Genomic DNA, 13,002 nt, shown 5'->3' with positions numbered 1-13,002 from the left:
CCGTTCGAGCAATCTATTATTTCCGCGAATCCTTGATATACATCACCGAATTGTCGTGCCTCATCTTGATCTCGAACAGATCGATGGCCCTGATCAGGTCGCCGAGTTTCTTATAACCGTAATTGACCGGTGAAAACGATGTCTTATTGGAAATATACTGGCCGATGCGGCCGAGATGGGACCAGCCGTCCTCGTCTGCCGCCTGCTCGACCGCCGTCCTGAGCAGCTTGACCAGTGTCGCGTCCTGCTTCAACTCGCTACGCGATTTCTTCGTTCCGCCCTTTTCCTGCGGCTTTTCCTCTTCATCATCGAGAGGTTCGAGATTTTCGGTATAGATGAACTGCGAACAGGCGCGGACGAAAGCTCCCGGCGTCTTCTTTTCACCAAAGCCATAAACGGTGATGCCGTTGGCAAGAATCCGCATGACCAGCGGGGTGAAATCGCTGTCGCTGGTCATCAGCGCAAAGGCGTCGAGCTTCTGGGTATAGAGCAGGTCCATCGCGTCGATGATCATCGCCGCATCGGTGGCATTTTTGCCAGTGGTATAGGCGAATTGCTGGATCGGCTTAATGGCGTGCGGGTGCAGTTTCTCCTCCCAGCCTTTCATGTTCTCGCTTTTCCAATTACCGTAGGCGTTGCGGATATTTACTTTGCCATACTTGGATAGTTCGTCGATCACCCCCTCGACGGAACGGTGACTGACGTTATCACAATCGATCAACAGTGCGATCTTGTTGTCCTCGGCCATGGTTGTATCCCAAGCTACTATTTATAACCAACGGCGGGACAGGTTTTAACCTGTCCCCCACTAACTTTTAGCAACGGCCAGACCCTGCGCATGGACTGCCAGGATGTCGTACACCGCCGTGTTGAACGGTGCCGGAACCCCGAGCTTTTCCCCGCGCCGACTGACATCGCCACTGAGCCACTGGACCTCCAGCCGGTTGCCCCGCTCCAGGTCATGATGCATCGAAGCGGTCATCGACTCCGGTAGTTGATCGCAAAAGGCCATACGGTCCTCGACAAAACCTGGTGCAAGGGGTACCCCTTCGGCCCGACCGACGTCGACAACCTCCTGCATCACCCCTGCCAGCAGGTGCCGGGCCTGCGGGTTGGCCCGAACGATACCGATCGGACAGCGCGTGGTCGCCGTCACCGCCGAGAAACCAACGAGAAAGACGAACTTCTCCCAGATCGAACGGCGGATGTCGTCGCTGATTTCCGCGTCGATCCCGGCCTGCCGGCACATCTCGTAGAACCGTTTGACTCGCTCGGAAAGCCGTCCTTCGTACTCTCCGAAGACCAGCTTCTGCATGGTGCCGGTATGGGCGATGACACCGGGCTCGGCAATGGTGGCGGCTATGTAGCAGACCCCGCCGACGACGGCCTGTGGACCGAACATCTCCACCAGGATATCGTCCTTGATTACCCCGTTTTGAAATGAGATGACGCCGGTATCACCGGTGATCAGCGGTCTGATCGCCTCGGCGGCCGTTTCGGTGTCCCACAACTTCACCCCGAACAGGACGAGGTCGACGGAACCGATTTCCCGGGGGTCTTCCACCACCGACGCTTGCTCGATCAGCACCTCGCCCAGCGGGCTGCGCACCAGCAGGCCATTTTGTCTGATCGCCGCCAGGTGCGCTCCACGGGCGATAAAAGTCACCTGACAGCCAGCGGCGGCGAGTTTTGCCCCGAAATAACCCCCGACGCCTCCGCTTCCCATCACTGCGATCTTCATGATTCCTCCACAGGCTTATGAACTGTTGTCCATCGAAAGGGGAGCTTGAAAAAATCGGAATTTCGTTCAAGATCAAAGCGCGCAAAAAAAATTCCGCAGGAATATACATGATATTCCGAGGATAAAATTTGATTGCGCAACGATGAGATTGGATGGAATGACAATTTTTCAAGGTTCCCTATAGCGGTGCCGCTGTCGCTCTTCTCTTGCTTCGCTGCTATCTATGGTGCCTCCGGTCGGCGACGCCTGATCGTTTGGATGGCCTGGTCAAGATGTTGAAGAAATCGGGACCGATCACGTTTGGTCAATGGTGGCGGTCCACCCGTCACTTCACCGGCGCCACGCAGATCGGAAAGCAGATCGCGAGTCGCCAGCGCAACCCCGATCATGTCTTCGGAAAACGGCTTTCCGGTCGACCCGATCACCAGCGCCCCTTTCTTCAGGCAGCGGTCGGCCAGTCCGATGTCGGCGGTAACCACGATATCGCCCTCTGCCAAGTGCTCGACAATCCAGTTGTCGGCCACGTCGCTGCCGCTATCGACAACGACAAGTGTAAGCCACGGCTCTCTGGGGACAGTCAGCCGACTATTGGCCACCAGGGTCACTGCCAACCGATAACGTTCGGCAACGCGGTATACCTCCTGCTTGACCGGGCAGGCATCGGCATCGACATAAATATCCAGCACGTAAAAACTCCTTGCAAACTGCACCACATTTGTCTCACGGCATATGTTACCGTTCAACGATCGAATTGTCATTGAATTCATGATCCGAAGAACCAGCCGAAACAAGCAGAGCTCTGATGAAATCGCGCTTCATCTCGCGCCGGTAGCCGCCCCTGGCCTGACAGTCACCCGGACAGGCCGGCCTGGTCTCGACTTGACTTGTCCCAATCAATGTCTACCTGTTGATAGGGACGGAATAATCTTCCCGCCAGCAGGCGGCGCAACGAGCTCAACGATATCGCTCGTTGTGGCGCATCTGCTCTTTTCATGCAAGGAGAGATACCATGAAACAGATTTTAGGTGTCGTTGCCGTCATCGCGCTACTGATTGTTGCCGGCTGCAGCAACGAAGACAAAGAAAACGTCGCCGAAAAAGCCCAAGAAGCAGTAACGGCCGCCAAGCAGGCAGCTGCCGAGGTAACCGACCGGGCAACTGAAATCAGCAAGAGCGCGGTATCGGCCACCAAGGAAACCGCAGCTGAAGCGAAAGACAAAGCAGTGCAGATCGGCGAAGAGGCTGCAGAAACCGCCAAGAAAGTCGCCGGCGACGTCAAAGATAAGGCCGCCCAGGTCACTGAAGACGCTGCTTCGACCACCGAGAAAGCAGCCACAGAGGTCAAAGAGAAAGCTGCAGATATGAAGCAGTGAGGAGGCGCAGCTTTATGAAATTTCTGCACACCATGATCCGGGTCAAGGATCTCGATCACTCCGTCGATTTCTTTACCAGCAAACTCGGTCTCGTGGAAACGAGAAGAAAGGAGTATGAGCAGGGGCGCTTCACGCTCGTTTTTCTGGCAACGGCCCCCGGAGAACCGGAAATCGAATTGACCTATAACTGGGATCAAACAGACGACTATACCGTCGGCAACAACTTCGGCCACCTCGCCTTCAGCGTGGAAAATATCTACGATTACTGCCGGCGACTGATGGACAAAGGGGTAACGATCCTGCGGCCGCCGCGCGATGGCCGGATGGCCTTCATCCGTACGCCGGATCAGATTTCCATCGAATTGCTCCAACAGGGCGACAGCCTTCCGGTCACCGAGCCGTGGGCGTCGATGGAAAACAAAGGGGTGTGGTAAGCCGAACCGGCACCCCTGCTCCGTTGAGCCGGACGACCAAACAACTCCTTACCGCCGTACCAATCAACGATGGCCACAGATCAATCATCACTGCCTGAACGGTTGTCCCGTCTGCTCGACCGCGGTGCCGGTGATCTGCTCAGCGGCGGCACGATCGGCATCGAGAAAGAGAGCCTGCGGATCGGCCGGGATGGGCTGATCGCGCAGACGCCGCACCCGACGGCGCTCGGTTCGGCACTGACGCACCCGCACATTACCACCGACTACTCCGAAGCCCTGCTGGAATTCATCACGCCGCCGTTTACTGATTGCGACGAAACCCTGCACTTCCTGTGTGACATTCACCGCTTCGTCTACGAACAACTCGACGGAGAGCTGCTGCTGGCAGCTAGTATGCCCTGTGGCATCGACGACGACGAGAGCATCCCGATCGCCGACTATGGTTCGTCAAATATCGGCCGGATGAAGCATATCTATCGCCGCGGGCTCTGGTATCGTTACGGTCGGGCGATGCAGTCCATCGCCGGTATCCATTTCAACTATGCGGTACCGGAGCGGCTCTGGCAACAGCTCCACCGGATGGAAAACAGTCCGCTGGAGCTCAGTCGATTCATCTCCGACGGCTATTTTTCACTGATCCGGAACCTGCAGCGACGGGGTTGGCTCATCCTCTACCTGTTCGGCTGCTCGTCCGCCGTCTGCAAACGCTTTTTCAGCAGTCGCCCGGAGTTGATGAACGGCTTTGATGAATTCGACGCACATACCGTCTATCATCCCTGGGCGACATCTCTGCGGATGAGCGATATCGGCTATAAAAGCGACAATCAGGCGATTCTCGATATCAACCACAACTCCCTGCCGGATTATGTCGCCGCACTAGACCGCGCCACCAAGACTCCATTCCTCCCCTACCAGGAGATCGGCGTCAAGGTGAACGGAGAATACCGCCAACTCAACAGCAATATCCTGCAGATCGAAAACGAATTCTACTGCATCGTCCGACCCAAGCAAATCGCGCGCTCCGGTGAGAAACCATCATTGGCCATGCAGCGCCGCGGCGTCCGCTATGTCGAGCTACGCTCGCTGGATCTGGACCCGTTCTGCCCGGTCGGCATATCCCGGCAGACGGCCCGCTTCGTAGAGGCACTCCTGCTCTCCTGCCTGCTCGAATCAAGCCCGCTGACCACCGGTGAAGAACGGCGCGCCAATAACACCAACCTGATTACTGTCGCCCGGCGGGGCCGCGAACCGGGGCTGCAGTTGACGTCGGCGGGCAAACCAATCCCTCTGCGGGATTGGGCGGAACGGATTTTTGCCGAGATGGAACCGATTTGCACGCTGCTCGACGGCGACAACAGCAACAGGCCCTATACCGCCAGCCTCGCTCAGCAACGCGATGCCGTGCACAATCCGGAACTGACGCCTTCAGCGGCCATGCTCCGCGCCATGAGAGAAAAGAACTCTTCCTATGCCTCCTTTGCACTGGAGATGTCCGCCGAACATGAACGATATTTCCGCAGCCGCCGGCTTGATCCCGCACGAAGGGAAACCTTCCGGGACATGGCTGAGCGCTCCCACGCCAAACAGAAAGAGCTGGAAGAGGGCGACGATCTGTCCTTTGACGACTTCCTGAAACGCTATTTTGCACAAAATATGCCGGCGTGACCCAGGCAATCGCAACAGGCCGTTTCATCAGGCTGCAAAAATCGACCTCTTCTCCGGCCACAACGCTCCGGCAGAAAGCATAGTCAGTCCATGTCCTGTAATCAGCGCCATTCAGATGACGAGAAGTTTTTCATCTTTTTGCAAAATATCGGTGAGCGGCTTGCCCCAATAGATCACTTCGACACCGAGGCTTTCCAGCAGTTCCACCACGCCCAACTGGTCAGCACAGGCCTTGCAAGCCGAAACCCGGACTCCGGCAGCAATCGCCTCCCCGACCATGGCCTGCACCTGTTCGTCTTCTCCCACTAATTTGGCCGCCGCTCCCCAGATGATCAGGGTCACCTGCTCCCACCAACCGTATGCAAGCGCATTGACCGTGTACATGAAGACCATCTTGTCGGCAGTAATCCGGTTGTCACTGGTCCACAGGACATAGAGGTGTTTTTTGCCGCTCATCTCATCACATATGTGCTGTTAATACCGGATCGAACATTAAAACCCGCATTACGATCTGGAACAGCTCCCTTCCCCTTCAGGAAGAGCGAACCTGAAGGTGGTGCCGTCCAGTGCAGACGTAGTGAACCAAACACTGCCACCGAGGACATCCTCACCGAGAAACTTCATTGAATACGTGCCTACCCCTCTTCCCGGCTGTTCCTTGGTACTGGAATTACGTTGAAAAATTCTGCCGACGACAGACTCGGGGATCTGTTGACCGTTCCACACGCTAAACACCACCTGTCCCTCTTTCCTTTCCGCCCACACGCTGACAGGGTCCTGTTCATGAGATGCCTCCAGCGCATTGATTATCATGTTGCTGACGATCCGCGAGATCAGATATCGATCGGTATAAATCGTCACCTCCGACGGACCATTCTGGAAACATAGCTTCCTGTTGCCAGCCGCCGGATGATTGACAAATTGCGCCTGCAACTCCGCCAACATCTCAGTCGGCGAGATTTCTTCATTGAGCGGCCGGTAGCTATGAGCTTCATCCTCTGACAGACAGCGCTGAATAGCTATTTCCTTGTGCAACCGGTGGGCTCCGCGGTTGATCGTCAGAGCCAGCTCCGAGGGGTCTCTGGTCACCAGTAATTCACTGGCGCCGACGAGCATACACAAGAGGTTGTTGACGTCGTGGAAAAATATTCTCTCGAGCGCTGCCCGCTGCTGCTCTCTGGTAATGTCCTGGATGAAAATCAGCAGGTATCTGCTGCCGGTAAGTGAAAAGGGCTGCGCTTTGACGCGCAGGGCCAGATCTTCCTGGCGCGCACCCCGGCGAGACGACAGTGCGCAAATCCTTTCGGCAGGCTGGTTGTCGGATAGGCTCGCGACGATGGCGATGGCCGCGCCACAACTCGAACACCATTTGGTTGTACCGCAACCGGCCGGTTCCTCGGCAGCGTAGATGCAATTGAGTGCTTCACCGAGACGCAGCCCGAAGGCCTGGGCAGGGTCATCCACGCCAAGCAGTTTCAACAGCGAATCGTTGAGCGCCACGAGTTGTCGGCGCTCATCGAGAACCGCCAGCATGCCGCCGGCGGACTGAAGCAACCCGGAAATCATGGGGTTGTTGCTGATAATCTGGATTTCTTCGGCAAGCTGATCGTCGGTCGTTCTTTCTGCAGGTGCAAAAAACGTTTCCATATCTTCTGATGCTCCTGTCGAAGTGAAGTGCTTTGAACAGTGCATTCTTGAGCGATGAACGGGCAGATCGACCGATTGGGAGTCAGCCGTGCGGGCTAACCATCCATCGGCGTGTCAGACGTTAGCTTACCACAAGAAGGCGGCAGGTGAGAAATGTATTGGATACTATTTCGCAGTGCTGTCGAAAAAAAGCAACGAATCAAGTCCGGTGCTGAAAAAGAGATCATTGCCTGGAGACCGGTATCCACCGGCCAGCATAACCACTGAGAAAATCAACGGGTTGCCTCAGCGAGATCGGCACCGAGTTGTGCCGCACGGTCAAGGACATTGCCCCGCTCCTTGACCCCGGCCCGGTCAAAGATGCCGAAAACCGCCAGCTCACCGACGATCTCGTAGCCCAACGCCTGAAGCGGCCGGCGCATCGCCGGCAGGGTAAAGCCCATATCCCGCTCGTCCGGCTGTTCGCAGATAGCCGCCAGGACGGCTTTTCGTCCCTGGCCGGCAAAACGGCTCGACCAGCCGCGCGGCCGATCGTCGTCAAATTGATAAAAACAATAGAGACGATCGATAAAGGCCTTCATCCACGAGGTCACATTGTAGTTATGGGTCGGCGAGACCAGTACCAGCCCTCGGGCAGCAATAACGGCCGGATAGATCAGGGCCATCCCGTCCCGCAGACCGGTGCAGATGCCCGCCGCTCTGCATTGTTCACAGCCGATACACCCCTGAAATTGGAAATCCCGCAAATACACGGCCTCGGCGACCAGGCCGAGAGGCGCCGCCCCGGCAAGAATCGAGCGGAGCAGGTGATCGGAGTTACCCCCGTGCCGAGGGCTGCCACCGATTCCCACAACGCGGGGCTCCGGCGGTTGCTGCACTAGTTCCCGGCATGCACGATGAACAGATGAATCCATGATGATCTCGTCCCGGCAGGTCGATGCTTCTGTCGCGGCAATCACCGGTGGCCGGTCACGCGACGTTTGCCGTACACCGCTCGACAAAAGCGGCAACGATGGGGCCATGGGTCATGGAGATCAGATGCCCGCCATCGGCGATCAGTTTGCCGTCATCTTTCGGCGGCAAGATCACCTTGTCCTTCCGACCGTGAATTCGGCAAACCGCGCCGCGATAATCGGCCCGGCCTTCCCAGTTGAAGATGGCCCGACACATCGCCGTCACAAAGTGGCTGTCGGCCCGTTCGAACATTGCCAGCAGTTCGCTGCCGTGATGATCGTTGATCTTGCCGGCCAGGGCCTGGACCATCCGTATCGGCGTATAATCGGCAAGGTGGCTCACCTTCTGCAGAACCGGGTTGACCTCGCTTGGCGATGTGGCGCTACCGATCAGCAGAACCGTGCGATTACCGGCAATCTTGGCAATCTCCAAGGCCACCATGCCTCCCAGAGAGGCTCCACCGACCACCATCTCGGGCCCGACAGCGTGCTCGTCGATCACCCGTCTGGCAACTGCGGTCAGCGACTTTTCCCCTTTGTAGGCAGGCCATTCGGCAATAACAAGCTGATCCAGATGGGAGTAGTCCCGGCTCGGATACATCGCCGCATCCGCTCCGAGGCCGGGCAACAAGAGTGTCTTCATCGCGTCACGCCCCCTCTGTCTCGATCATGGCCGGTGGAGAGCCTCTCCCCCTGCACAGTGCCGTTCCGCACCGTCCGGGCAGCAGCCCCCACTTAACCGTCATCTCGTGGAGCAAGGCAGTTCCAGCATTGGCCGAACTGCGCCTCGCATGTTTCACCGCAGGCGGGACACACCCAGGTCGGCCCGGAAGAAACGGGCCGGCGCTGCAGTCGCTCGTAGTCGGCAATGATCGCCCGGGCCGTCTGATACTGTTCACCGTCGCGAATCCAGACAGTCGGCGCCGTTTCCGTGGTAATCGGCACCCCACCCTGGGCGGCGGACAGGGACTCGCCCCGAATCTCGCAGGCAATTCCCTGCTCTTCGAGCAAGCCCTTGACGTAATACGCCTCGGGCGAGTGCTGTGCCGAATAGATGCGCTTCATATCGTTCCCTGCTCACACCATCTCTCGCCCGACGGGTACCTCGAGCATGATGGGCAACCATCACCCACCTGCACCGATTGTATCATACCCCCCATGACGGGACGTCACAACAAACAATGAAAATCGGCTCCTGGTCGGAAGGGCCGGTTGGTTTTTTAAAGTCAGCGGGGGACAGGTTAAAACCTGTGCCGCCGATTTTTATATAAAACCGTTCACAATCGGTGTTATTTTCCGCCCGCCGCATCGATAAACGAGCCGGTAACATAGGACGCCTCGGCGGAGAGCAGCCAGAGAATCGCCTGCGCTACCTCGTGCGGCTGTCCGCCCCGTTGCATCGGCAGAGATGTCCGCAGTCGTTCGACCCGGCCCGGTTCGCCGCCGCTGGCGTGGATGTCGGTATGGATATAGCCGGGACGAACACCATTAACGCGAACCCCCTCGGCAGCCACTTCCCGGGACAACCCGATGGTAAGGGTGTCGACAGCTCCTTTCGAGGCAGCATAATCGACATACTCGCCGGGTGATCCGAGGCGAGCCGCGGCCGACGAAACATTGACGATCGCCCCGCCACGCCCGCCATGCCTGGTCGACATCCGCCGCACCGCTTCTCGGCAGCAGAGGAATGGACCGACCACATTGGCCGCCAGGACACGCTGCAATCGATCGCCGTCAATCTCATCGACTCGGCTCTGCCGCTCCAGGATACCGGCGTTGTTGACCAGGGCGGAGAGCCGGCCGAGCCGGCCATCGACCGTGGCAAACAACTCCATAACGTCAGGCTCTTGCGACACATCGGCGGCCACCGCCAGAGCCCGCCCGCCGGCGGCGGTGATCTCCTCAACCACACCATCTGCCGCAGTCCGGTTGCTGAGATAGTTGACACAGACGACGTACCCCCGCACCGCCGCCAGTTTCGCAGTGGCCGCACCGATACCGCGGCTGCCGCCGGTAACGATCATCACCTTGTCGCTCATCGCATCACCTGTCCGTTGTTTCCGGCAGCCGGTGCTGCCGAACTGCAGATGTATTTCACGGCACGACCCGACCCAGCACCACTTCGTGCTCGCCGTCGGCTCGAACAATAATGATCTCGCCGGATGCGGGATAAACACCGGTCAACGCGGTTATGTTGACCTGATGGGTCACCAGGATCGATGGCCGAGTCGGCCGTAGTTCCGCGATAAAATCTCGTAATGCCGCTGTTTGCTCCTCGGCCCGCGCCGGCTCGGCAAAAAACGAGTTAAGGGCCGGGACCGCGTCAACGGGTCCAAAACCGAGTAATCCGGCAGTCTCCAGACAGCGGCACCACTGACTGGAAAATACCGTTGCCTCAATGATGCCCCGAGCCCGAAAGGCATCACCGATGCGACGGGACTGGACTCGCCCCTGCTCGGAAAGATTGCGCTGCGTGGCACAATCACCGATCTTAAAGTTCGGCGGATCACCGATCCCCGGTGCGACGGCATGGCGGATCAAGGCCACCGCTTCACCCTGGCGGAGTGCCTGCCAGGCTGTTTCAAGCGATGTAGCCGCCGTGGCATCCCGGCAACCGGCAACAACCAGCAGCACAAGCAACGACAGATGGAACACAACCGCTTTCATGATTCGCTGAGATCAGGGTGTCACTGCCGCCTGGGCAATACCGGCAAGCGCCTTGCCCAGGTTCTCGATAACCGGGCATTGGCCGACACCATGGCGTTCCCCGAGATACACCGGATCGTTATAACCAAGCCACACCTGACCCGACTCGTCCTCCCATACCAGCGCCTTAAGCGGAAGATCGATTCCCGCTGACTGGGCGCATTCCATAAACGGAGTACCGCCCTGCGGGTTCCCGAATATGATAACCTCGGTCGGCCGAAGCTCCTTGCCGACCGAGGCCGCACCGGCGGCATGATCGATGCGCGCAAAAACCTTGAGCCCACGCTCTTTGACGATCTCTTCAAGCCGGTCCATGGTCTCCGGGGCGCTGCGCTGACTCTTCATGGTAATCAAGCCGTCGGCAGCGAAAACGGTCGTGGCAAGGATAAGTCCTGCAACCAAAACTATACATCGAAAAATATTCATCTCGTATCTCCTTTCACATTTTTCATGCTCCCCTTATGTAACAACCGGACATGAGGGGAAGACGTTATCCCTCGTCTTTCCAACCGAACACGAAACATGTTCTGTGCGAGGAATTCGCTCTCTGGTGCAAAGAGCCATGGCAGGACAAGATTTAGCCGATGGGGCCATAAAGCCTCTAGCGCCGGTTGATGCCGGCAATCTTTGAAATCGAGAACTGCACGTAATCTGCCTTGTCCAGCAGCTGCGTACCATCCCCGCCAAACACCGTGTCCCGTGTTTCTCCTCGGCACACTCTGGAAGCGCGGTCGACATAATGGACAAGTATCTCGCGCACGCCCCGACCGACAAAAGAAACCACGACACCATCGCCCGGATCCGGACCGGCCTCGAATGAGCCTTTGTTGGTTGTCAGGAGCAGTTCATCTATATCTCGATAGTTCGCCATGATCTCCTCCGCGATTGCCAAAACAAGAGATGCACAGACATAGGTACTGCGGTTTCATCCTGCTGTCGGCAGCGTTGATCGATCCCGTTCTGCCATTCCCGCAAGTCCACGAATGGAAATGACCCTCTACCGCCATACCCTAGGCATCTCCGACGGAAATATCCAGACTGATTCGTAGCTTTATCGTTGTGGCCGGCGATGAAGACGAATAAACGCTGTTTTGGATATACCTCTGCATCGAGATCCGCCTTACCCGATCCCAATCGCTCTCGAGCAACCATCTCCTGGTATCATCGTTCGCTGAATGTTGGAACGAACTACCGAAAAAGGAGCCCTTATTGCCGCCTGTTGTGCGAACGAGGAGCGGGATAGAAACTGCTGCAGAGATGTTGTTCAGAACTGTTGAGGAGTGTTCTTTTTCCTTTTTACTATTTGGCTCAGGCCTATCAGGCCAAGTCCGAAAAATAGCATGGCGGGAAGCTCGGGTCTCATTGCGACATCATGAGTGCAACAGCGACATCCCTTAGCTTCTTCATGAACAAGCACGTACCAAGCACTCATTGGCCAGTCGAGATCAGATCCTCTCGCTGTGCTCGACCGTTCTTTCGTTCTGCACGTTGCCCGTATTGCGCACTGTTTTCGGCTCAAACAGCATGACGTGGCACTCGCTATGAGCGACAGGAAGATGCTCGACTCCCCGGGGTACGATGAAAAACTGCCCCTCAGACAGATCGATATCCCGATCTTTCAACTTAATCGTGAGCTGCCCATGCACGACGAAGAACAATTCATCTTCGTCTTCGTGAAGATGCCAGACAAACTCACCCTGCAACTTGGCGATTTTCACATATTGACCGTTCAACTCGCCAACAATCTTCGGCCGCCACTGCTCGGTAAAGAGTGTAAACTTTTCTTTGAGATCGACCTTTTGCATTGTCATCACCTTTCGCGCCCTTTAAATCGGTTTGGACGTCGTATATCGGAGCGAAAACCATTCAGGCCGTAAACCTCAGGACCTTTTGTTTTCAGCTTCCGGTTGCCTTGATTCATCCTTCTGTTTTTCGACCTTTTTTTCTGTTTTCTGCTCCTGCACCTGCTGTTCGTGCTCGATATCGCCCGACCACCCTTCCTCGCGCTGGCTCAAGTTGCGCAGGGTATCCGCTCTGCCGTAGAGCACGAGGGTGTCGCCCGCCTCGATAACCGTATCGCCGTCGGGTACGCCCAAATACTCTCCGTGCACCCGGTTGATCCCGAGAACACTGATTCCCTCTTTGCGCAGAGAGCACTCGGCAATGCGCATTCCAGCCAGCCAGCCCTGTTCAGTACTGGACATCATTTACAACTATGTCACCACATCGCTTACACATAGTTTCTCTTTAAACGGCCTTTTTCATCCTGGATTCGAAGGCTCTTTTCGTCAAAGTATCCTAACAACTTTTGCCGAAAATACACTCGCCATATTCCCTCACCAATCTCTTCCAGTCCAACATGTTTGTCAATTAATGCCGTCGATACCATGACCCACTTGGTCGATCGCCACCGTAATGCACCATTTTTCGTAACCCTTCTGACCTGGCAGCTCACCGGGTAATCCCACTCCCTGACCTTTTCCT

Annotated in this window: 17 protein-coding genes; 3 read left to right on the top strand and 14 right to left on the bottom strand. The window is 56.8% G+C overall.

All coding sequences use genetic code 11. The annotated features are described in order from the left end of the window. Positions 1 to 16: 16 nt before the first annotated feature. The 3 genes from BUC26_RS06510 to BUC26_RS06500 all read right to left on the bottom strand — a co-directional run bounded on the left by BUC26_RS06510 (position 17) and on the right by BUC26_RS06500 (position 2,427). Entirely contained in the window at positions 17 to 748 is a 732-nt protein-coding gene (locus BUC26_RS06510; protein ID WP_073374488.1) for an NYN domain-containing protein, read from the bottom strand. Between the two features lie 60 nt (positions 749 to 808). Further along, a complete protein-coding gene (locus BUC26_RS06505; RefSeq protein ID WP_073374486.1) occupies positions 809 to 1,741 on the bottom strand; it encodes a ketopantoate reductase family protein in 933 nt (310 codons plus the stop codon). Between the two features lie 221 nt (positions 1,742 to 1,962). Next, the gene (locus tag BUC26_RS06500) at positions 1,963 to 2,427 is read right to left on the bottom strand and encodes a YaiI/YqxD family protein (protein WP_073374484.1); all 465 of its coding nucleotides are present in this window, start codon (positions 2,425 to 2,427) and stop codon (positions 1,963 to 1,965) included. Positions 2,428 to 2,750: 323 nt separating this feature from the next. Between BUC26_RS06500 and BUC26_RS06495 the strand changes: the two genes are divergently transcribed. The 3 genes from BUC26_RS06495 (at position 2,751) to gshA (ending at position 5,212) form a co-directional block, all read left to right on the top strand. Then, positions 2,751 to 3,113, top strand: coding sequence for a hypothetical protein (locus BUC26_RS06495; RefSeq protein WP_073374483.1), 363 nt, complete (start codon positions 2,751 to 2,753; stop codon positions 3,111 to 3,113). A gap of 14 nt (positions 3,114 to 3,127) precedes the next feature. Next, positions 3,128 to 3,547 (top strand): VOC family protein, encoded by a 420-nt coding sequence (locus BUC26_RS06490; protein ID WP_073374481.1) that lies wholly within the window; start codon positions 3,128 to 3,130, stop codon positions 3,545 to 3,547. Between the two features lie 69 nt (positions 3,548 to 3,616). After that, positions 3,617 to 5,212, top strand: a complete 1,596-nt coding sequence (gshA, locus tag BUC26_RS06485; protein ID WP_073374479.1) for a glutamate--cysteine ligase — start codon at positions 3,617 to 3,619, stop codon at positions 5,210 to 5,212. Positions 5,213 to 5,323: 111 nt separating this feature from the next. On the opposite strand, the gene BUC26_RS06480 is transcribed toward gshA, so the two are convergent. From BUC26_RS06480 to BUC26_RS06430, 11 genes are all read right to left on the bottom strand, one after another. Further along, complete coding sequence (locus BUC26_RS06480) at positions 5,324 to 5,668, bottom strand: DsrE family protein (protein ID WP_073374477.1); 345 nt, start codon at positions 5,666 to 5,668, stop codon at positions 5,324 to 5,326. 48 nt (positions 5,669 to 5,716) lie between these two features. Further along, positions 5,717 to 6,859 carry a sensor histidine kinase gene (locus BUC26_RS06475; protein ID WP_073374476.1) on the bottom strand — a complete coding sequence of 381 codons (1,143 nt, stop codon included), beginning with the start codon at positions 6,857 to 6,859 and terminating at the stop codon, positions 5,717 to 5,719. 272 nt (positions 6,860 to 7,131) lie between these two features. Next, positions 7,132 to 7,773 carry a flavodoxin family protein gene (locus BUC26_RS06470; protein WP_073374770.1) on the bottom strand — a complete coding sequence of 214 codons (642 nt, stop codon included), beginning with the start codon at positions 7,771 to 7,773 and terminating at the stop codon, positions 7,132 to 7,134. Between the two features lie 55 nt (positions 7,774 to 7,828). Continuing rightward, complete coding sequence (locus BUC26_RS06465; RefSeq protein ID WP_143165932.1) at positions 7,829 to 8,455, bottom strand: alpha/beta fold hydrolase; 627 nt, start codon at positions 8,453 to 8,455, stop codon at positions 7,829 to 7,831. A gap of 92 nt (positions 8,456 to 8,547) precedes the next feature. Beyond that, complete coding sequence (locus BUC26_RS06460) at positions 8,548 to 8,877, bottom strand: putative signal transducing protein (protein ID WP_073374472.1); 330 nt, start codon at positions 8,875 to 8,877, stop codon at positions 8,548 to 8,550. Between the two features lie 224 nt (positions 8,878 to 9,101). Beyond that, positions 9,102 to 9,851 (bottom strand): SDR family oxidoreductase, encoded by a 750-nt coding sequence (locus BUC26_RS06455; RefSeq protein WP_073374470.1) that lies wholly within the window; start codon positions 9,849 to 9,851, stop codon positions 9,102 to 9,104. A 55-nt stretch (positions 9,852 to 9,906) separates the two neighbouring features. Next, complete coding sequence (locus BUC26_RS06450; protein ID WP_073374468.1) at positions 9,907 to 10,479, bottom strand: histidine phosphatase family protein; 573 nt, start codon at positions 10,477 to 10,479, stop codon at positions 9,907 to 9,909. A gap of 12 nt (positions 10,480 to 10,491) precedes the next feature. Further along, the gene (locus BUC26_RS06445; protein ID WP_073374466.1) at positions 10,492 to 10,944 is read right to left on the bottom strand and encodes a DUF302 domain-containing protein; all 453 of its coding nucleotides are present in this window, start codon (positions 10,942 to 10,944) and stop codon (positions 10,492 to 10,494) included. Positions 10,945 to 11,119: 175 nt separating this feature from the next. Continuing rightward, complete coding sequence (locus BUC26_RS06440; protein WP_073374464.1) at positions 11,120 to 11,389, bottom strand: hypothetical protein; 270 nt, start codon at positions 11,387 to 11,389, stop codon at positions 11,120 to 11,122. A gap of 574 nt (positions 11,390 to 11,963) precedes the next feature. Beyond that, complete coding sequence (locus tag BUC26_RS06435) at positions 11,964 to 12,323, bottom strand: cupin domain-containing protein (RefSeq protein WP_073374462.1); 360 nt, start codon at positions 12,321 to 12,323, stop codon at positions 11,964 to 11,966. 75 nt (positions 12,324 to 12,398) lie between these two features. Continuing rightward, positions 12,399 to 12,725, bottom strand: coding sequence for a TrkA C-terminal domain-containing protein (locus tag BUC26_RS06430; RefSeq protein ID WP_084540499.1), 327 nt, complete (start codon positions 12,723 to 12,725; stop codon positions 12,399 to 12,401). Positions 12,726 to 13,002: the final 277 nt, after the last annotated feature.

Source organism: Desulfofustis glycolicus DSM 9705 (assembly GCF_900130015.1).
GTDB lineage: Bacteria > Desulfobacterota > Desulfobulbia > Desulfobulbales > Desulfocapsaceae > Desulfofustis > Desulfofustis glycolicus.
This window is presented reverse-complemented; position numbering and strand designations above follow the sequence as displayed.